Here is a 19,775-nt window from a genome sequence, read left to right on the forward strand (position 1 = left end):
CTCAGTGCAACACGTCGACGCCACCCCGTTGAGCGACGAGGAGTTGCAGGGCCTCGACGCGTACTGGCGGGCTGCGAACTACCTGTCGGTCGGGCAGATCTACCTGCTCGACAACCCCTTGCTGACCGAGCCGTTGCGGCCTGAGCACATCAAGCCGCGGCTGCTCGGGCATTGGGGGACGACGCCGGGGCTCAACCTGGTCTACACCCACCTCAACCGGGTGATCAGGCAGCGCGAGCGCGAGCTGATGTACGTGATCGGCCCGGGGCACGGTGGGCCGGCGATCGTCGCGAACACCTGGCTCGAGGGCAGCTGGACGGCGACGTACCCGAACACCGAGCGGGACGCGGCCGGGATGGCCCGGCTGTTCAAGCAGTTCTCGTTCCCCGGCGGGATTCCGAGCCATGTCGCGCCCGAGGTGCCCGGGTCGATCAACGAGGGCGGCGAGCTGGGGTACTCACTCAGTCACGCGTACGGCGCGGCCGCGGACAACCCGGGCCTGGTCGTTGCCTGTGTCATCGGTGACGGTGAGGCCGAAACCGGGCCGTTGGCAACTTCCTGGCACTCGAACAAGTTCCTCGACCCGCGGCGGGACGGCGCGGTGCTGCCGATCCTGCATCTGAACGGTTACAAGATCGCCAACCCGGCGGTGCTGGCCCGGATCGGCGACGAGGAGCTGAGCGCGCTGCTGCGCGGGTACGGCCATGAGCCTTACCTGGTTGAGGGTTCGGACCCGGCGACCGTGCACCAGGCGCTGGCCGCGACGCTGGATCGTTGCCTGGACCGGATCGATGAGATCCAGCTCGAGGCTCGTTCTGCGGGCTCGGCGCCGACCAGGTCGGCGTGGCCGATGATCGTGCTGAGGACGCCGAAGGGCTGGAGCGGTCCGCACACCGTCGACGGCGAGCCGGTCGAGGACACCTGGCGGGCTCACCAGGTCCCGCTGTCCGGCGTACGGACGAACGAGGATCACCTGCACCAGTTGGAGGACTGGCTGAAGAGCTACCGGCCGGAGGAGCTGTTCGATGCCGAGGGCAAGCCTGTCGCTTCGGTGCTGGAGCTGGCGCCGAAGGCGTCGCTGCGGATGGGGTCGAGCCCGCACGCGAACGGCGGGCTGCTGACGCGCGATCTCGAGCTGCCGGATCCCGCGGAGTACGCCGTACCGGTGAAGGCTCCCGGGGAAGAGGACGGTGAGCCGACGAAGGTGTTCGGGCAGTACCTTCGGGACGCGTTCACGTTGAACGAGGAGCACCACAATCTCAGGCTGTTCGGCCCGGACGAGACCGAGTCGAACCGGTTGAGTGCCGTGTACGACGTGACCGGCAAGGCGTGGATGGGTGAGAAACGGGACACCGATCAGCACCTCGCCGCGGACGGACGGGTGCTGGAGATGCTCAGCGAGCACACCTGTCAGGGCTGGCTGGAGGGGTATCTCCTGACCGGCCGGCACGGGCTGTTCTCGTCGTACGAGGCGTTCGTGCACATCGTCGACTCGATGGTGAACCAGCACGCGAAGTGGCTGAAGACGATCAACCGGCTGGAGTGGCGGCGCAAGATCCCGTCGCTGAACTACCTGCTCACCTCGCACGTCTGGCGCCAGGACCACAACGGGTTCTCGCACCAGGACCCCGGGTTCATCGACCACGTGATGAACAAGAAGGCCGAGGTCGTCCGGGTCTACCTGCCGCCGGACACGAACACGCTGCTGTCCACGATGGACCACTGCCTGCGGACCCGGAACTACATCAATGTCGTTGTCGCGGGCAAGCAACCGCAGCCGAACTGGCTGGACTGGGAAGACGCCGCGCTGCACTGCGCGCGTGGGATCGGGGTCTGGGACTTCGCGTCCAACGACGACGGCGATCCCGACGTGGTGATGGCGTGCGCGGGCGACGTACCGACGCTGGAGACACTCGCCGCGGTCGACCTGCTGCGCGAACACCTGCCGGAGTTGAAGATCCGGGTCGTGAACGTGGTCGACCTGATGCGGTTGCAGGATTCGAGCGAGCATCCGCACGGGCTGCCCGGACCGGAGTTCGACGCGCTGTTCACGACCGACAAGCCGGTGATCTTCGCGTACCACGGGTATCCCTGGCTGATCCATCGGCTGACGTACCGGCGTACCGGGCACGAGAACCTGCACGTCCGGGGATACATCGAGGAGGGCACCACGACGACGCCGTTCGACATGGTGGTCCTCAACAACCTCGACCGGTACCACCTGGCGATGGATGTGATCGACCGCGTGCCGTCGCTGCGGACCCGCGCGGTGAAGGCGCGGCAGTACTTCGTCGACCAGCGCGTGCGGCACCGCGCGCACACCACGACGTACGGCGAGGACCTGCCCGAGGTCCGCGACTGGCGCTGGGGCGCCCGGGGATGAGCCTCAGCTTTGCGGTTGGGGAGCGCTGAGCTGTGAGCGGAGGCGTTCGAGGATGCCGCGGAGCAGGCGGGAGACCTGCATCTGGCTGACGCCGAGCTCGTTGCCGATCTCCTCCTGGGTGAAGCCGTTGCAGAAGCGGAGCTCGAGGATGCGGCGGTCGCGGTCGTCGAGGTCGGAGACGGCCGGCGTGAGGGTGTGCACGTTCTCGACCAGCTCGTAGCCGTCCTCGGCGTCGGCGACGGTCTCCATCAGCGTCGCGCCGCCCTCGGTCGGGCCGGGAGCGTCGAGGGACAGCGTGCTGAAGCAGCCGCGGACCGACGTCGCCTCGGCGACCTCGTCGGGAGCGGTGCCGAGCGCCTCGGCGGTCTCCCGGTCCGACGGGAGGTGACCGAGCTTCTGGGTCAGCTCCGGCTCGGCGGCCGCGATCGTGCCCTGCATCTCCTGGACGCGACGCGGCGGCCGGACGGCCCACGCGCAGTCGCGGAAGTAGCGCTTCAGTTCGCCGCGAATCGTCGGTACGGCGTACGCGAGGAAGTTGCTGGCCTCGTCGACGCGGTACCCGTTGGCGGCCTTGACCAGGCCGAGGCAGGCGACCTGCTCGAGATCGTCGGCGTCGACGCCCTTGCGCCGGTACCGGGAGGCGATCGAGCGGGCGATCGGGGCGTTCAGGATGACCACCTGGTCGAGCAGAGCCTGGCGCTCCGCCTCGGGCAGACCGTGGGCCTGCTCGAGAAGTTCTTGGGTGTGATCGGCGATCTGCTGCTTGCTGAGCGATTGCTGGGCGTGGGGCTTGACAGGTGCGATCGTCACGGGAGGAACCTCGTCGTGTCGTCCTGCGGGAGGCGGCGTCATGGGCTGAGCCACTTCCTCTCCACCAGACCAAACCCACGCGCCGCACGCAACCCCGCAGTTGTTACAGCTGTTTGAAACCTCAGTGGAATGGGCTTACCACCGCGCGGGCACCGGAGGGACTGTGAACGACTTCACTGGCGCCGAACAGTTCGTCCCGGCCCGCGGCGGCCTGCGCGGCCTGCGCGCAGCCCTGCCGGACTGCCGCGGCTGCGACCTGTGGGAGGACGCCGAGCACGCCGTACCGGGTGAAGGCCCGGCGCGGGCTCGCATGATGCTGATCGGCGAGCAGCCCGGCGATGTCGAGGACAAGGAAGGGCAGGTCTTCGTCGGCCCGGCCGGCCGGTTGCTGGACAAGGCGCTGGATGCCGCGGGCATCGAGCGTGACGACGTCTACCTGACCAATGCGGTCAAGCACTTCCGGTACGAGCGTCGTGGCAAACGCCGGATCCACAAGACGCTGGCCGTCGGGCACATCGTTGCCTGTAGCCCGTGGTTGGAGGCGGAGCGCGGGATCGTGAAACCGGCCCTGGTGGTCGTGCTCGGTGCGGTGGCGGCGCGCGCCGTGCTCGGGCCGGGGTTCAAGGTGACGCAGCATCGCGGGGAGGCGATCGAGTTGCCGGACGGTACGCCGGCGACCGCCACCGTGCATCCTTCGTCGGTGGTGCGGTCGGAGGAGTACCGCCGGGACTTCGGGCTGTTCGTCGACGACCTGCGGGCCGCCGCGGAGTTACTTCGTACGGCGTAGTTCGGGGAGGACCTCTTGGCGGTAGAGGGTCATCATGTCGATCGTGTGCGGGCCCATGTTGGCGACGTAGACCTCGTCGAAGCCGGCGTCGGCGTACGGCTTGAAGGCTTCGAGGTGGACGTCGGCCTTGGGGCCTGCGGCAACGGACTTCGCCGTGGCCTCCTTGGTGACGAGCTGCGTGGCCTGCTCGAAGTGACGCGGCGACGGCAGGACCTGGGCGAGCTCGCCGGGGAGGCCGGAGTTGCCCCAGATGCGGTGCGCCTGCTCGACGCCCTCGTCCTCGGTCGGGGCGTAGCTGACCTTGAAGCCGGCCTGGGCAGGCTTCGTGCCGCCGCCGTTCTTCCGGAAGCGGTCGATGAGTTCCTCGTCCGGCGAGGTGGTGATGTAGCCGTCGGCGATGCGCGCGGCGACGTCGGTCGCCTCCGGGCCGAAGCCGGACATGTAGATCGGGAGCGGGCTGTCCGGGCGGGTGTAGATGCGCGCGGTGTCGACCGTGTAGTGCTTGCCGTGGTGCGAGACGAACCCGTCCTCGGTCCACAGCCGGCGCATGATCTCGACGGCTTCCTCCAGCATCTCCAGCCGGACGTCGACGGTCGGCCAGACGTCACCGAGCACGTGCTCGTTCAGCGCCTCGCCCGTGCCGATGCCGAGCCGGAAGCGGCCGTTCAGCAGGACGGCGCTGGTCGCGGCGGCCTGCGCGATCACGGCCGGGTGGATCCGGACCGTCGGGCAGGTGACCGCTGTCGTCACCGGCAGCTCACACACCTGCGAGATCGCGCCGATCGTCGACCAGACGAACGCGCTCTGGCCCTGCTCGTCGTTCCACGGGTGGAAGTGGTCGCTGATCCACAGCCCGTCGAAGCCGGCCTCCTCGGCCAGCCGGGCCTGCTCGATCAACTGAGCGGGCGTGTACTCCTCGCTGGACAGGAAATAGCCGATCTTCACGGGGTCTCCTCAGGTCGCGGCGGTCTCCTGCCCGGTTCCCGGTGGGCGTGCCGCTATTCGCCGTACCGGGGACCGTTTGTCACCGGTAGTGGCGGGCACTGGATGTGTGGGCGGGTAACCGCTGCACGAAAGCACGGGGTACAGCCGCCGGGCAGATCGCCCGGCCGTCGAGAAAGGAACGACCATGGGCTTGGTGCTCTGGATCATCGCGGCGATCCTCGTCATCTCCGGAATCGTCTCGCTTGTTCGCGGCCAGCTCCTGATGGGCGCCGCACTGATCGTCGTGGGCCTGCTGGTCGGCCCGGGCGGTGTCAGCATCTTCACCTGACCTTGGGGAAACGCCTGAACGTCAGAGGCGTCGGGAGGGCCGCAGCCGACTGGGGTGCGGCCCTCTCGCCTTGTCCTGTGGGATTTAAGGCTTTTCAGGCCGGGCGCCGGAAGACGCGGCGGGCGGTGTCCATCCGCAGTTCCTCGAGTTCCTTGATCTGCTGCTCGGAGTCCGCGATCAGGGCGTCGAGCTCGGCGACGTCGAACAGCGGCTCCTCGTCGGCGAGTGCGCGCAGCACTCGCCAGCCGGCGCCCTTGCCCTCGACCGCGATCCGGAGCATCTCAAGCTCCAGTACGTCGCTCAGCGGTGACCGGCGTACCAGCTCACCGTTCGGCTTGAACCGGCCGAGCTTCTCCGCGACCCAGGCGCCGGCGTTCTTCACCGGGTCCGGCTTCGCGTCGACGAACGCCAGGTACTTGGCCAGGACGGTCCGCTCGTGCTCGACCTTCTCGGCCATCGCGGTGAGCGCGGTCCGGACGACGGCGTCGGTCTGCTGGTCGGCCGCCCGACGGAACAGCTCGATCCCGGCCGACGATCCGGCGTAGTGGTCCTGCATGTAGGTCGCGAGGCGTGCCTGGTCGATCATCGGCTCTCCTGGCTCGTCCCTGCCGTGGCCTGGTCGCTTGACGGGTACCCATTGTGCCCGGCCCGAATCACTGACAGCCGGTGGCAGGTATTGCCGGTTGACTGGTGGCTCGACCGAAGGAGACCTGATGGAGTGTTGTGCCGTGCTGGACCTGCGCCAGTACACGTTGTTCCCGGGGCGCCGCGACGAGCTGATCGAGCTCTTCGACCGGGAGTTCGTCGAGGGGCAGGAGGCGTACGGGATGCACATCGCCGCGCAGTTCCGCGACCTCGACGACGAGGACCGGTTCGTGTGGCTGCGGGGCTTCGCGAGCCTGGAGGCACGGGCGGAGGCGCTGAACGGGTTCTACTACGGACCGACCTGGAAGGCCCACGCGGCGGCGGCGAACGCGACGATGCAGGACTCGGACAACGCGCTGCTGCTGCGGCCGGTCGAGCTGGGGTCTGGTTGGCCGGCGCTGGACGCGCCTCGTGATGGTGCTGATTCCGGTGCGGTGGTCGTCGGTGCGGTCTACCACCGGCCGTCGGTCGACGACGGGTTCGTCGAGTTCTTCACGTCGGAGGTCGCTCCGCTGCTGCCTCCGCTGGTTGCTGTGCTCGAGACGCTGCCGGCGGAGAACAACTTCCCGGCGTTGCCGTTGCGGGACGAGTCGGTGCTGGTGTGGTTGGCGCGGTTCGACGACGAGTCGGCGTGGGAGGGGCAGCGGCTTTCGGAGTCGGCTGAGTGGCGATCCGTCAGCGCCGAGTTGGAGCGGCGGTGCGTCGCTCCGGCCCAGGAAATGCGGCTGCGGCCGACCTCGCGATCGCAGCTCAGATAAATCAGTTGCGCTGCCGGTCGGCGGTAGGCATCCTGATCGAGCTTGTGCGGCGACAATCGCTGCCTGGACCTGAGGAGGGCTGACGAATGGCTATCACTGTGCTGCGGCATGCCCGCGTCAGCCTCACTTCTCACTCCAGGAGCACACCAGTTGTCTTCCGACGTTTTCCGTACCGAGCACGAGCTCTCTGAGCTTCCCTGGACCGACCTGCCCGAGCAGCGGTCCGCCGAGTCCCTGGACGAGAACTTCGTCTTCCAGTTCGCCGAGGTCGACGAACGCCTGGGACCGGACCAACGCTGGACCACCTGGCTGGACGTCGAACGCGGCTGCCGTGGCCCGGAACCACGCCCTGACTGGGTCGTGACCGAGCAGGCCGCGATCGACACCGAGCTGGGCATTCTCAAGACCGGCAAGGAAGCCGACGTCTTCCTGCTCGAACGCGCCGTCGAAGCCATCGGCGACAACCCGGCCCGCTCGTCGCTGCTCGCGGCGAAGCGGTACCGGACCGAGGAGCACCGGTCCTTCCACCGCAGTACGGCGTACGTCGAAGGCCGGCGGACGAGGAACAGCCGTGACAGCCGCGCGATGGCGAAGAAGTCGACGCACGGCCGGAGCGTCGCCGCCGGGCAGTGGGCCTACGCCGAGTGGGACGCGCTGAACCGGCTGTGGACGGCCGGCGTACCGGTCCCGTACCCGGTGCAGGTCGACGGCACCGAGTTGCTGATGGAGTTCATCGACGACGGCGAAGGCGGAGCCGCGCCACGGCTCGCCCAGGTCCGGCCGTCGAAGGACGTGCTCGAGCTGTACTTCGAGCAGCTCCGCGGCGGCATGCGGGAACTGGCTCGGGCCGGGCTCGCGCACGGCGACCTGTCGCCGTACAACGTGCTCGCCCAGCCCGAGCGCATCGTGATGATCGACCTGCCGCAGGTGCTCGACATCGTCGGCAACCCGAAGGGGATGGAGTTCCTGCTCCGGGACTGCCACAACATGGCGACCTGGTTCACCAACCGCGGCCTGGAGATCGACGAGCAGGAGCTGTTCGCCGACCTGCTGTCGATGGTCTTCTAGATCGCCCTGTTCAGCAGGGGGACAAGAGGTGTCAGCCGGTCGGGGTAGGCGTCGACGAGACCGTCGACATGATTGCCTGCCTCGATCCGCTGGTACCTGTGGAGATGTCCCTTGCCTGCCTTGAGAACCATCGCTGCGTAGACGTCCGAGTCCTGGGTGATCGGGAGCAGGCTGTCGTAGGTGCCGTGGATCGTGGTCAGCGGTCGCTTGATGTTCCCGGTCAGGGCGATTCGTCGTACGGCCTGGTGTGCTTGGGGTCTGGTCGTGTAGTCGTAGTCGCCTTCTGTTCCTAGGTAGGAAGGGTCCAGCTCGGCGGCGTAGATGCGCTGGGTCAGCTTCCAGTAGACGGCGTAGTGATAGTCCCAGAGGAATTCTGACCTGCTGTCGAAGCCTGCGTTGGTGATCAGCTGCGGGTTTTGTTGCTCGTAGCCCCTGATCGCCGGCGGGAGGAACGTGAAGAGGTTCGGGCCCTTCTCCGTCCACAGCGTGCCTTCGAGATCAACACCGCGGGTGTAGAGCTCAGGATGATTCTCGAGCTGCCAGCGGACGAGATACCCGCCGTTGGAGATCCCCGCCGCGATGACTTCGCGGGGCTTTCTCTTGTAGTACTGGGCTACCGTCGCGCGTGCCGCTCTCGTCAGCTCGGTCATCCGCTTGTTCCACTCAACCATCGCATCACCGGGCCTTGTGCCGTCCCGGTAGAACTCGGCCCCGGTGTTCCCCTTGTCGGTCGCCGCGTAGGCAAACCCCTTCGCCAGTACGTCGTCCGAGATCGCCCTGTCGTTCGCGTACTGCGCCCTCACTCCCGGCGACCCCGCCACCACGAGCCCACCGTTCCACCTGTCAGGCAGCCTGATCACGAACTGCGAATCGTGATTCCACCCGTTGTTGGCATTGGTGCGCGAGCTATCGGGGAAGTACCCGTCGACCTGCGTCCCTGGAACGACCTTCGGCAGTGGAAGACCCGCGTGGGTGAGGCCCGCGTAGTCCGCCGGGTTGGTTCGCCCGCCGATCGTGCTGAGGTCCCGAAAGCAGGTCGTCTCGGCGTACTCGGCACCAGGGACTCTCACGTGCCGGCAGCCACCGGCCTCCGCCGGAACGGCGAGACCACTGGCCACCAGCACACCAACAACCACAGCAGCAATGCGACGCATGTGCCCTCCAGATCTCCGGAAGGCCCCAACGTACGAGCCGAAACCCCGCCAGATCAGGTGACCACAGCCCACACCCCACTCACGGCGGATGGCCCGTCACCACACCGACTGAACGCCGAACGGTGTGCTTGACCTGGGGAACCTACGGTCGCGAGTAGTTCTTCAGCGGACCCCGACGGTCCGGGGCTGAGGGTCGACCTCGTGCCCCGAGTAAATTGCTCCGGTGAGTAATGCGCCGCGCTGGAGGACCCTGCCGCGGTGGACGCGCTGGACCCTCGCGGTGTACCTCATCGGCTTCGTCGAGGGGGCGTGCGCTCATGTCCTGGATCTGGCCCGAGGTGGCATTCACGTCTACGCGTCGTTCGCGCCACTCCCGTTGCAGGTGCTCTTCGTCTGCCTGGTGGTGCTCGATCCGCTGGTCGTCGTGCTGGTGGCGCTCGTCCGCCCCTGGGGTGTCCGGCTGGCGTGTGCGGTGATGGCACTGGACGTGACGGCGAACTGGATCACCAACTGGCCGCAGCTCCAGGACGACCCGACCAGCCTGATCCGCCCGTACGGGCTGCTGCCGATCACGCTGTTCGGGGTGTTCGTGCTGGGTTCGGCGCTGCCGGTGCTGCGCGTGCTGAGGAGCAGCCGTTCGTTGAGCGATGCGGGGCGCGGTTCACGGAACCAGTCGACCGCCCGCGGAGCGGGTACCGCGTAGCCTCGCGGGGTGGCGGAGCTTCGTGGGCAGTTGAAGGTCTGGGGGCAGAAGTGGCGTTGGTACCAGCGGAACTCGTTGCCGTGGAACCGGGCGCGGATCCACTGGGAGTTGATGCGCCGCGAGGCGTTCGCGCGGTGGCCGTTGCACGGGAACGTGCTGGAGGCTTTGCGGGACGGGCGGCTCGAGGTCGGGGCCAACACGATGTTCGAACCCAACGTGTGGATCACGATGGGCGACGAGGGTCGGGTGCGGATCGGCGAGGGAACGTTCCTGAACGTCGCGGTCATGGTCGCGGCGCTCGACCTGGTGGAGATCGGCTCCCACTGCATGCTGGCGAACGGATGCTTCGTCACGGATGCCAACCACCGGTACGACGATCCGGATCGGCCGGTGCCGTGGCAGGGGTTCGAGTCCAAGGGGCCGACGCGGATCGGCGACAACGTCTGGCTGGGGGCGAACGTCGTCGTCACGAGCGGGGTGACGATCGGCGAGAGGTGCGTGATCGGCGCCAACAGCGTTGTCACGCAGGACATTCCGCCGTACTCCGTCGCGGCGGGCGTACCAGCGAAGGTCATCCGAGCCGTCACCTACTCGAAGGCCCGGCCCTGACCGCCAACGGCCTCAGTTGCTAGCACCTCCACCAGACCGTCGACCAAACCAATCAGCCGGTCTCACTCGGCGCCGGAGCGGCCTCGACGACACCGTGCCGCCGACTTCGGAAGGCGGGCAGCCGAGTGGGGAATTGAGCCGGGCCGGCGTCTGCCCAGCAACGTGAACAGCACCAGATGATCGTCGCGGTGATCGGTACGACGCTGTTGTAGCTTGAGCGCGCCAGCGCGCACTTGAAAGCGGGCGAAGCACGCGCACAGGCGGGCGCTAGCCCGCGAACAGGCGGCGCCAGCCGCGTACTCGAGGGCGTCAGCCCGCACTCATGTTGCAGGGTGGGAGCTGGCACCGTGCGAGCGCTAGCGAGCTGAGGCGCCCGCGTGGGTGGGAGCGCCCGTCAGCCGGGTGGGAATCGAGCTGGGCTGGCGGGCGATCACCTGTTGTTGCTTGAGCGCGCCAGCGCGCACTTGAAGCGGGCGCTAGCACGCGCACCTACTGCAAAGGGTGGGTGGGAGCAGGTCTCGGAGGGAGCGCTAGCGACCGGAGGGACCTGCGTGGGAATGAAATCAGCTGACTGCCCGCGCGGCTGCTCGGCCGGCTGTGCGGCCGGAGAAGAGGCAGCCGCCTAGGAAGGTGCCTTCCAACGAGCGGTAGCCGTGGACTCCGCCGCCGCCGAAGCCTGCTACCTCGCCGGCTGCGTAGACGCCGGGGAGAGGGGTGCCGTCGGGGCGGAGGACTCGGGAGGAGAGGTCGGTTTGCAGGCCGCCCAGGGACTTGCGGGTGAGGATGTTGAGTTTCACCGCGATGAGCGGGCCGGCTTTGGGGTCGAGGATGCGGTGCGGGGTGGCGACGCGGATGAGTTTGTCGCCGCGGTAGTTGCGGGCTCCGCGGAGGGCGGTGATCTGGAGGTCCTTGGTGAAGGTGTTCTCCAGTTCGCGGTCGCGGGCGACGATCTGGCGTTCGAGGTCGGGCAGCGAGATCAGGTCCGTGCCGGTGATGGCGTTCATGCCGCGGACCAGGTCGGCGAGGTTGTCCTTGACGACGAAGTCGGCGCCCTTGTCCATGAAGGCTTGCACGGGAGCGGTCGCGCCGCCGCGGGCTCGGCCGAGGACACCGCGGATGTCCTTGCCGGTCAGGTCAGGGTTCTGCTCCTGGCCGGACAGCGCGAACTCCTTCTCGATGATCTTCTGGGTCAGCACGAACCAGCTGTAGTCGTACCCGGTGGTCATGATGTGCTCGAGCGTCCCCAGCGTGTCGAAGCCCGGGAACAGCGGGACGGGCAGCCGCCTGCCGGTCGCGTCGAACCACAGCGACGACGGGCCGGGCAGGATCCGGATGCCGTGCATCGGCCAGATCGGGTCCCAGTTGCGGATGCCTTCGACGTAGTGCCACATCCGGTCGCGGTTCACGTACCGACCGCCGGCGGTCTCGGTGATCGCGAGCATGCGCCCGTCGACGTGTGCCGGTACGCCGCTGATCATGTTCTCGGGCGGCTTGCCCATCCGGGCCGGCCACTGCGAGCGGACCAGGTCGTGGTTGCCGCCGATGCCGCCGGACGTGACGATCACGGCCTGCGCGGTCAGCGCGAAGTCCTCCACCTCGACCCGCGAGCTCTCGACAGCGCGACCGACGGAGCTTGCCTCGAGCACCTTCCCCGAGACGCCGTCGACGACCCCGCCGGTGACGGTCAGCTCGTCCACACGGTGCCGGAAGCGGAACTCCACCAGCCCCTTCGCCACGGCCTCCCGCACCCGCCGCTCGAACGGCGCGACCAGACCCGGCCCGGTCCCCCAGGTGATGTGGAAGCGCGGCACCGAGTTCCCGTGCCCGTCGGCGTTGTACCCGCCGCGCTCGGCCCAGCCGACGACCGGGAACCAGCGAACGCCCTGCGCGTGCAGCCACGGCCGCTTCTCACCGGCGGCGAAGTCGACGTACGCCTCCGCCCACTGACTGGCCCAGTGGTCCTCGTCGTCGAGCCGGTCGAACCCGGCCGAGCCGAGCCAGTCCTGCAGCGCGAGGTCGTGCGAGTCCTTGATGCCCATCCGCCGCTGCTCGGGCGAGTCGACGAACATCAGACCGCCGAAGGACCAGTGCGCCTGCCCACCGAGCGAGGCCTCCGGTTCCTGGTCGAGCAGCAGCACCTTGCGTCCCGCGTCGGCCAGTTCAGCGGTCGCCGCCAGCCCGGCCAGCCCCGCTCCCACGACGATCACATCTGCATCCATCGGCCCATCCCCTCGCGTCGGTCGTCCATGGATACCAGACAACGGCGGTTGTAGACCGCAGGTGCGCAGTCTTGCAAGAATTGTCCGGGTGACGATCCTTTCTGCGCAGACTCTGACCCTGCCCGTCGCCGACCTCGGCGAGGAGAACCCGTTGCCGCCGCTGCGCGGTCACCGGGACCTGCACCGCGTCCAGAATGTCGACGAGCTCCCGGAGGATCTCGCCGAGAACATCCGGTACGGCGGACTGCGCAGCGTCCTGCCCTGCCTCGACCAGGACGGCTACGGCCGCACCCTGACCGAGCGGCCGCTGCCCGCGCTCGTCCTGGAGAACGACCAGCTCCGCGCGACCGTCCTCCCGAGCCTCGGCGGCCGGCTCTACTCGCTCGTCCACAAGCCGTCCGGCCAGGAACTGCTCTACCGCAACCCGGTGATCCAGCCCGCGAACCTTGCCCTGCGCAACGCCTGGTTCGCCGGCGGCGTCGAGTGGAACCTCGGCAGCACCGGCCACTGGACCGGCACCTGCTCGCCGATGCACGCGGCGCGCATCGAAGGGCCGGACGGTACGCCGGTCCTGCGGCTCTGGGAGTGGGAGCGCAGCCGCAACCTCGTGGTCCAGCTCGACTTCTGGCTGCCGGAGGACTCGGATCTCCTGTACGTCGGCGCGCGGATCCAGAACCCGTCGACGGACGTCGTCCCGGCGTACTGGTGGTCGAACATCGCGGTCGAGCAGTCGCCCGAGACACGGGTGCTGGTACCGGCGGAGGAGGCGTGGAGGTTCGGGTACGGCAAGAATCTCGAGCTGGTCGGGGTGCCGGAGTACGACGGGATCGATCTGACGTACCCGATGCGGCACAAGCGGGCGGTGGACTTCTTCTTCGAGCCGTTGCCGGGGCAGCGGCCGTGGATCGCGGCGTTGGATGCTGAGGGCAACGGGTTGGTGCAGGCTTCGACGGAGCGGTTGCGGGGGCGGAAGCTGTTTGTTTGGGGTGAGGGGCGGGGTGGTCGGCGGTGGCAGGAGTGGTTGTCGCCGGGGCTGGAGGGCCCGGGGTACTGCGAGATCCAGGCGGGGTTGGCGCGGACGCAGCTCGAGCACTTGAAGTTGCCTGGTGCAACTAGTTGGTCGTGGTTGGAGGCGTACGGGCGGGTGTCCGTGGATCCGGTTGCCGCGCATGGGGAGTGGAGTGCGGCTTGGGGTGCGGCGGACGGGGTGTTGGGTGGGCGGTTGGAGGGCTTGGAGGGGCGGGAGCGGAGTTGGCTTGGGATCGCTGATGCGGTGCCGGGGGAGCGGTTGGCAGTCGGTGCTGGGTGGGGTGCGCTGGAGTTGAAGCGCACTGGGTGGACGGTGTCGGAAGGGACACCGTTCGGCGAGGAGACGATCGGCGAGCGGGAACGGGCTTGGTGGCCGGTACTTGAAGGCGGTGCGCCGGGGGCGGAAGGTCGTGCGCCGGAGACGGTGGACGGGACTCTGGTTGCGTGGAAGGACTTGTTGGAGCGAGCCGAGGACAGTTGGTTGACCTGGTATCACCGGGGGGTTGCTCGGTGGTTCGCGGACGATGAGGCCGGTGCGGTCGACGCCTGGCGGGAGTCGGGGGACAACCCCTGGGCGCTGAGGAATCTGGCCGTGGCGACGGGCGATCTGGCGGCGTACGAGCGGGCGACCGAGCTGAGGCCTGACCTGGTGCCGTTGGTGGTCGAGGCGGCGACTGCTGCGCTGCAAGAAGATCCAGCCAGGGCTGGACGGATTCTCGATCGGGCGCCGGGGGACGATCAGCGGATCCGGTTGCTGCGGGTGCGGTACCTGCTGGAGATCGGCGACGCAGCAGCGGCCGAGGCCTTGCTGGACGAGGGAGTCGAGCCTTCCGGCGTACGGGAGGGAGACAACCCGCTGGCGGATTACTGGCGGCGGGCGCAAGAGCTTCTGGGAACAGCCAGGGAGGTGCCGGCGCGGTACGAGTTCGGGATGGCCGGCGACTGACGGCTACCTGGCGATCACCTTCGGCGAGTTTGTCAGGACGTGGGAACCAAGCACCTCATGGCGGCGTCTCACGAGTGTGCGGCGAGGGCCGCCGCAGGAAGTGACGAGAACGACGGTCGCGGAACTGCACAGGTCGCAGGGACCGGCCCGTCGGGGGTGAGTGCCATGTTGACGATCATTGTGTTGGGCGGATTCGGCCTGGTGCTGCTGGTCAGCGCATGCATCATGTCGGACGTGTTCGCGGGCGGCCGGAAGCAGCGTCCCGGACTCGGTGAGGAGAGGACCGCCGGTCGGGTGGTCCGGGTCCGCGGACCGATCCGCGGTCAGGTCGAGGGCGGTGCCCCGGCGGAGTACGTCGAGGTCGTCGTCGAGTACTACACGCGGCGCGGCGAGGGCCCGTACGAGGTCCACCGCCGGCTGCCGATGGGGAGCAGGAACCTGTACGCCGCGGAGGACCGGGTGATCGTCAGCTACGACGTCCGGGCGCCGCGCCGGGGCCGGATCGAGGGTCGAGTGAGCCACTGGCCGCAACTCGGACCGAGATCGTCGGACCCGGTCCCACAACCGTAGATTCCCGCACCACGAATCCCTCGCCCGACCGGCGAGGGCCTTGTCATTCCTGCTCGAGCCAGCTTGTCGCCTGCACATCTTTCAAGTACCAACCCCCGAGCGGTGGCTGGTACTTGAAAGACGTTGGCCTCAAACGGATGGAGGCCGGGGCTCGAGCTACGGCAGGTAGGGCTCCAGCAAGCGGTGCAGCGTCGGACGGCCCTGGGCCAGTACGACCTCCGCGTCCACGGGGTCCAGGCGCTCGGACAGGTGCGACAGCGCCTCGCCCATGGTGATGGTCAGCGTCACCGTGAGCCGGAACTCGCGGCTGTCGGTCGCGCCGAAGCGCTGCGTCAGCAGCTCGGCGAACTCACCGGAGTGCTGGTCGTCGAACTCACCAGGCGTCGCCTCCAGCTCCGGATCGCCCAGTCCACTCAGTACGACGGCGCGAAAGCCCGGGTCGGTCCGGTGCATCTCCCGGAACGTGTCCAGCGTGACGTCGACGGCCTCGCGCCAGTCCGCGACCACGGCGAGCCGCTCGCGGACGGCCTCGGTGTAGCGGTGCTGGTTGCGCCGCTCGATCGCCTGGATCAGTGTGCGCTTGTCGGGGAAGTACCGGTAGACGCTGCCGACCGCGATCTCGGCGCGCTTGGCGATGCTGCTGGTCGACGCGGCGTCGTACCCGCGCTCGACCACCTCGGCGCAGGCCGCGTCGAGGATGCGTTCGACCTGACGGCTGGCCCGGTCCTGGGTCGGCATCCGCCGCAACGGATACGCACCCGGCTCCTCACCAGCGGTAGTGGAGACCATGAGGTCATTGTGCCCCGCGAAGGGGGACAACGTTGCCATTCGCCGTCGTTCAGTTCGATGACAGGTTCAGGTCAGGTGATGTGACCTCCGGCTGGACACAATCAGGCTTGGCAGTCTGCCCAGATCGACGGAGGGGAACTCCAGCATGCGGATCAGCAGCAAACTCACCGCCGGCCTCGCGTCCGCGGCGGTCGCCGCCGCGGGACTCGCGGGTGCATCACTCGGCAGCGGTTCGAACGGCGACCGATCGAGCGGCGACCAGGCGAACGGCGTACAGGCGAACGGCGCACAGGCAGCAGCCGACAAGCAGCAGACCCGGTCCGCGCTCCGGATGAACCAGATCCAGACCCTCGGCGCGCACAACTCCTACCACCGCGAGCTGAGCGCCACCGAGAAGCAGGTGCAGCAGGCGCAGGACCCGGGCGCGGCGAACATCTGGTACTCGCACGCCTCGATCCCGCAGCAGCTGCAGAACCAGAACATCCGGGCCCTGGAGCTCGACCTGTTCCCGGACCCGGCCGGCGGCCTCTACACGTACCCGCTCATCCGGAAGCTGACCGGTCAGGGCCCGCTCACCGACCCGGAACTGGCCAAGCCCGGCGCCAAGGTCATGCACATCGCCGACTTCGACTACAACACCACGTGCCGGTCCTTCGTCGTCTGCCTGCAGCAGGTGAAGGGCTGGTCCGACCAGCACCCGGACCACGCGCCGATCGTGATCCAGCTGGAGCTGAAGCAGTCCGACCCGCGGATCGTCGCGGCCGGCGGCGTGCAGTCGCCGCCGTGGGACGCGGCCAACCTGAACGGCGTCGACACCGAGATCCGGTCGGTCTTCGGTGAGCGTCAGCTGCTGTCCCCGGACGACGTCCGCAAGGCCGGGCTGACGCTGGAGCAGTCGGTGCTGAAGAAGGGCTGGCCGACGCTCGACCAGGCCCGCGGCAAGGTGATGTTCTTCTTCGACAACGGCGGCGAGGGCGAGATCCGCGACCTCTACCGGACCGGCAAGCCGAACCTCGAAGGCCGGGCGGTCTTCACCCGCGGTCCCGAGGGTCAACCGGACGCTGCGGTCACGATGGTGAACGACCCGCGGGGCGCGAACCAGGCCGAGATCCAGCGGCTCGTCCGCAAGGGCTACCTGGTCCGGACCCGGTCCGACGAGCCGATGGCGACGGTCCTGGCCAACGAGACCAGCCGGGTCGGGATCGCGCTGGAGAGCGGCGCGCAGTGGGTGACCACCGACTTCCCGGTCGCCGGAATGGCCGCGCGGTACGACAGCGATTTCGTCGCGCAGCTGCCTGGTGGGGTCGCAGTACGCTGCAACCCGGTGTCCTCCCCGGCGTGGTGCAGGGGGAACGTCTCGGAAAGGTGAGTCCTGTGTCGGAGCACGTGGTCGACGTCAGCTGGAGCCGCGGTGAGCACGAGTTCACCTACCAGACCTACAACCGCGACCACGAGTGGCGCTTCGACGGCGGGGTGACCGTGCCCGGGTCCGCCAACCCGGCGTACCTGGGCAATCCCGGGCCGGTCGACCCGGAGGAGGCGTTCGTGGCGGCGCTGTCGTCGTGCCACATGCTCACCTTCTTGTCGATCGCGGCCAAGAAGCGGCTGGTGGTCGACGCGTACGACGACCACGCGGTCGGCGTGATGGCCAAGAACGAGCGCGGCAAGCTGGCGATCACCCAGGTGACGCTGCACCCGAAGATCGTGTTCGCCGGCGAGCAGCCGGACGCGGAGACCCTCGCGAAGATCCACCACCTCTCCCACGAGGAGTGCTTCATCGCGAACTCGGTGACGACGGAGATCGTCGTCGCCTGACCTCGGTGCGTACGGCGTTCGTCGTACAGAACCCCTGGAATGCAGAGAACCACCCGGCCCCTGGCCTGAGCCTCGCGCAAGCGGCGTCAGGACAGTGGTCGGGTGGTTCTGCGTGCACCGCTGTGGCGGTGCACTCGACGGAGCCGGCGGCGCCTCGCATGGGCGCCTCTGCGTTGGTGTGCGACATCCGTGCGGTCTACCTCGGTGGGGAAGACCGTCCGGGCGCGCCGCCTGGCTCCGTCCGTCCGGTTCGCGCCTAGTGGAGCTCAGCGGCGGCGTCGCTCCGGTCGTCGGGGGTCTCGTGCGGCTCGCCGTCGCGCAGCACGACCTGCTCGGTCGCGATGGCTGCCATCAGTCGGTGGATCGTCATGCCTGTGAGACGCACCGACCGCCCGGGTATGACGGAGATTCGGCAGAACTTTTCGATGTGACCTAGCGCACGTAGGGCGACGGCTACTTCTCGTCCAGGCCGTCCGCGCGGAGCGGGACCAGCTCGCGGGCTTCGTCGTACGTCGTACCGGTCAGCTCGAGCAGGTCGACGACCGTGGAGCGGATCTGGCCGAGCACGACAACGGCGGACAGCGAGCCGGGGATCGGCATCACCGCCGTACGGCGGCCGAGCTCGCCGAGGACGCGGTGGGCGGCGACGTCGGCCTGCGGCTCGAACAGCGACTCGGCGATCAGGCGGGTGCCGTCGGCGAGGCGTTCGAGGAGCATCGGGTACTCGGCGGGCATCTTCTCGTCACGCCAGACCGAGACGGCGCAGCGGCGGACCAGGACGCGGATGTTGCGGATCGCGCGGTCGAGCGGGATCACCAGGTCGGCGATCTCCTTCACCCGCCCGCGGTGCCGGCGCCGGAATGGCGAGAGGCGGACCACGGCGACGCCCTCGTCGGCGGCGCTGCGCAGGTCGTCGAGCAGGCCCTCGCTCGCCCGGGCGCGGCGCAGCGCGTCGGTGACGGCGTCCTCGTCGCTGTTGCGCAGGCCTTCGGCGGTCTCGATCAGGATCGCGGCCAGTTCGTTGAGTACGCCGGACGCTTGTTGCCTGGGGCGACGGATCGCCGCGGCGGGGGCGATGGTTGCCGCGGCGAGAGCGACGAGGCCGCCGAGCACGGCGTCGAGCCAGCGGTTGAAGCCGGCGCCCGCGTTGGGCATCAGGGTGGTGACGATCGCGGCCTGGACACCGGCCTGCGTGGTCATCAGCGTGCCGGCGCCGAGCAGGACCGCGACGCTCATCGCGAGCGCGATGACGAAGACGATCTGGACGATACCGGTGCCGAAGAAGCGGACGAACAGGTCGCCGACGCCGACCCCGACGGCCACACCGACCATCACTTCGGCGACCCGGCGCAGGCGCTGGCCGAAGCTGAACCCGAGGCAGACCATCGCCGCGACCGGGGCGAAGAACGGTTGCTGGTGGCCCACGACGTACCGGGCGATCGTCCAGGCGACGGCCGCGGCCAGGGCGCACTGGGCGATGAAGAAGCTGCGGCTCTGCCAGCGGTCGATCCGGCGGCGGACCGAGGCGCGGGAGCGCTGGGCGGCGTGCGGGGCGATGTCGTCGCGGAGCTCGCGCAGCTGATCCAGCGTCAGTCGGACCGGGTCCATGGGCCCATCATCTCCGACACGACCGCGCTCTGCCTTGATTCACACGGGTTGGAAGGTCAGGGTGGGGCCATGACCGAGAACAACCGTGAGGACTACGGCAGCTACAGCGTCGACGACGAGGACCAGTTGCAGCCGGAGGACACGCTGAACGACCGCGGCGTCGACGACCTGCTCGACGAGGGGTACTCGCCGCCCGAGAAGTGGTCGGCCGGCGAGGGGTTCGGTACGACGGCCGACGAGGCGCTGGAAGGCGAGACGCTGGACCAGCGGATCGCGCAGGAGGAGCCGGACGTCGACCCGTACGCCGAGGACGGTGAGAACGTCGGCGGCCCTGAGGTGGGGACCGAGCGCTCCGGCCGCCTGGTCGCGCCCGACGAGGGCGCCCACGAGGACGAGGACTCCGAGCTGACCGCCTCCGACGTCGGCTTCGACGGCGCCGCCGCGAGCGCGGAAGAAGCCGCCGTCCACGTGGTCGACGACGACGAGCCCTTCGAGCTGGACGACGAGGACGAGACCAACCTCGCGGACGTCCAGGACGTGGACCTCGGCGACGTGGGCGACCCGGAGAACTGACCCGGCCTCAGCCCACCGCAGGCCTTTTCAAGTCTT

At 68.6% G+C, this 19,775-nt stretch carries 19 protein-coding genes; 12 read left to right on the forward strand and 7 right to left on the reverse strand.

The window, feature by feature from the left end; genetic code table 11:
• Window positions 1–4: 4 nt before the first annotated feature.
• On the forward strand, window positions 5–2,383 hold the full coding sequence (locus tag ACYVIO_RS11230) for a phosphoketolase family protein (RefSeq protein WP_460650621.1): 2,379 nt from the start codon (window positions 5–7) through the stop codon (window positions 2,381–2,383).
• A gap of 3 nt (window positions 2,384–2,386) precedes the next feature.
• Here the strand turns inward: ACYVIO_RS11230 and ACYVIO_RS11235 are convergent, their stop codons facing one another.
• A complete protein-coding gene (locus ACYVIO_RS11235; RefSeq protein WP_460650622.1) occupies window positions 2,387–3,193 on the reverse strand; it encodes a sigma-70 family RNA polymerase sigma factor in 807 nt (268 codons plus the stop codon).
• A 163-nt stretch (window positions 3,194–3,356) separates the two neighbouring features.
• Between ACYVIO_RS11235 and ACYVIO_RS11240 the strand changes: the two genes are divergently transcribed.
• Window positions 3,357–3,980 (forward strand): UdgX family uracil-DNA binding protein, encoded by a 624-nt coding sequence (locus tag ACYVIO_RS11240; RefSeq protein WP_460650623.1) that lies wholly within the window; start codon window positions 3,357–3,359, stop codon window positions 3,978–3,980.
• Here the strand turns inward: ACYVIO_RS11240 and ACYVIO_RS11245 are convergent.
• Window positions 3,963–4,925: a TIGR03557 family F420-dependent LLM class oxidoreductase gene (locus tag ACYVIO_RS11245; RefSeq protein ID WP_460650624.1), complete on the reverse strand. Its 963-nt coding sequence runs from the start codon at window positions 4,923–4,925 to the stop codon at window positions 3,963–3,965. The two genes, ACYVIO_RS11240 and ACYVIO_RS11245, sit on opposite strands and share 18 nt — an antisense overlap.
• A 184-nt stretch (window positions 4,926–5,109) precedes the next feature.
• On the opposite strand from ACYVIO_RS11245, the gene ACYVIO_RS11250 reads away from it, so the two are divergent.
• Window positions 5,110–5,253, forward strand: coding sequence for a GPGG-motif small membrane protein (locus ACYVIO_RS11250; protein ID WP_012918574.1), 144 nt, complete (start codon window positions 5,110–5,112; stop codon window positions 5,251–5,253).
• 94 nt (window positions 5,254–5,347) lie between these two features.
• On the opposite strand, the gene ACYVIO_RS11255 is transcribed toward ACYVIO_RS11250, so the two are convergent.
• A complete protein-coding gene (locus tag ACYVIO_RS11255; protein WP_460650625.1) occupies window positions 5,348–5,839 on the reverse strand; it encodes a hypothetical protein in 492 nt (163 codons plus the stop codon).
• Window positions 5,840–5,966: 127 nt separating this feature from the next.
• Between ACYVIO_RS11255 and ACYVIO_RS11260 the strand changes: the two genes are divergently transcribed.
• Both ACYVIO_RS11260 and ACYVIO_RS11265 read left to right on the forward strand, forming a co-directional pair.
• On the forward strand, window positions 5,967–6,656 hold the full coding sequence (locus tag ACYVIO_RS11260; RefSeq protein WP_460650626.1) for an NIPSNAP family protein: 690 nt from the start codon (window positions 5,967–5,969) through the stop codon (window positions 6,654–6,656).
• Between the two features lie 150 nt (window positions 6,657–6,806).
• Entirely contained in the window at window positions 6,807–7,724 is a 918-nt protein-coding gene (locus ACYVIO_RS11265) for a serine protein kinase RIO (protein WP_460650627.1), read from the forward strand.
• On the opposite strand, the gene ACYVIO_RS11270 is transcribed toward ACYVIO_RS11265, so the two are convergent.
• The gene (locus ACYVIO_RS11270; RefSeq protein WP_460650628.1) at window positions 7,721–8,878 is read right to left on the reverse strand and encodes a tannase/feruloyl esterase family alpha/beta hydrolase; all 1,158 of its coding nucleotides are present in this window, start codon (window positions 8,876–8,878) and stop codon (window positions 7,721–7,723) included. The genes ACYVIO_RS11265 and ACYVIO_RS11270 overlap by 4 nt on opposite strands.
• Before the next feature lie 223 nt (window positions 8,879–9,101).
• Between ACYVIO_RS11270 and ACYVIO_RS11275 the strand changes: the two genes are divergently transcribed.
• Both ACYVIO_RS11275 and ACYVIO_RS11280 read left to right on the forward strand, forming a co-directional pair.
• Window positions 9,102–9,581, forward strand: coding sequence for a hypothetical protein (locus ACYVIO_RS11275; protein ID WP_460650629.1), 480 nt, complete (start codon window positions 9,102–9,104; stop codon window positions 9,579–9,581).
• Between the two features lie 9 nt (window positions 9,582–9,590).
• Complete coding sequence (locus tag ACYVIO_RS11280) at window positions 9,591–10,190, forward strand: acyltransferase (protein WP_460650630.1); 600 nt, start codon at window positions 9,591–9,593, stop codon at window positions 10,188–10,190.
• A 563-nt stretch (window positions 10,191–10,753) separates the two neighbouring features.
• Here the strand turns inward: ACYVIO_RS11280 and ACYVIO_RS11285 are convergent.
• The gene (locus ACYVIO_RS11285) at window positions 10,754–12,409 is read right to left on the reverse strand and encodes an FAD-binding dehydrogenase (protein WP_460650631.1); all 1,656 of its coding nucleotides are present in this window, start codon (window positions 12,407–12,409) and stop codon (window positions 10,754–10,756) included.
• Window positions 12,410–12,497: 88 nt separating this feature from the next.
• On the opposite strand from ACYVIO_RS11285, the gene ACYVIO_RS11290 reads away from it, so the two are divergent.
• A complete protein-coding gene (locus ACYVIO_RS11290) occupies window positions 12,498–14,384 on the forward strand; it encodes a DUF5107 domain-containing protein (protein WP_460650632.1) in 1,887 nt (628 codons plus the stop codon).
• 165 nt (window positions 14,385–14,549) lie between these two features.
• Window positions 14,550–14,954, forward strand: a complete 405-nt coding sequence (locus ACYVIO_RS11295) for a hypothetical protein (RefSeq protein ID WP_460650633.1) — start codon at window positions 14,550–14,552, stop codon at window positions 14,952–14,954.
• Window positions 14,955–15,110: 156 nt separating this feature from the next.
• Here the strand turns inward: ACYVIO_RS11295 and ACYVIO_RS11300 are convergent, their stop codons facing one another.
• The gene (locus ACYVIO_RS11300; protein ID WP_460650634.1) at window positions 15,111–15,743 is read right to left on the reverse strand and encodes a TetR/AcrR family transcriptional regulator; all 633 of its coding nucleotides are present in this window, start codon (window positions 15,741–15,743) and stop codon (window positions 15,111–15,113) included.
• A 145-nt stretch (window positions 15,744–15,888) separates the two neighbouring features.
• On the opposite strand from ACYVIO_RS11300, the gene ACYVIO_RS11305 reads away from it, so the two are divergent.
• Window positions 15,889–17,112: a phosphatidylinositol-specific phospholipase C1-like protein gene (locus ACYVIO_RS11305; protein ID WP_460650635.1), complete on the forward strand. Its 1,224-nt coding sequence runs from the start codon at window positions 15,889–15,891 to the stop codon at window positions 17,110–17,112.
• Between the two features lie 5 nt (window positions 17,113–17,117).
• Window positions 17,118–17,558, forward strand: coding sequence for an OsmC family protein (locus tag ACYVIO_RS11310; protein WP_460650636.1), 441 nt, complete (start codon window positions 17,118–17,120; stop codon window positions 17,556–17,558).
• A 453-nt stretch (window positions 17,559–18,011) separates the two neighbouring features.
• On the opposite strand, the gene ACYVIO_RS11315 is transcribed toward ACYVIO_RS11310, so the two are convergent.
• Window positions 18,012–19,166, reverse strand: a complete 1,155-nt coding sequence (locus ACYVIO_RS11315; protein WP_460650637.1) for an FUSC family protein — start codon at window positions 19,164–19,166, stop codon at window positions 18,012–18,014.
• A gap of 69 nt (window positions 19,167–19,235) precedes the next feature.
• Between ACYVIO_RS11315 and ACYVIO_RS11320 the strand changes: the two genes are divergently transcribed.
• A complete protein-coding gene (locus ACYVIO_RS11320; RefSeq protein WP_460650638.1) occupies window positions 19,236–19,739 on the forward strand; it encodes a DUF5709 domain-containing protein in 504 nt (167 codons plus the stop codon).
• Window positions 19,740–19,775: the final 36 nt, after the last annotated feature.

The sequence above is a fragment of the Kribbella endophytica genome (genome assembly GCF_054781295.1).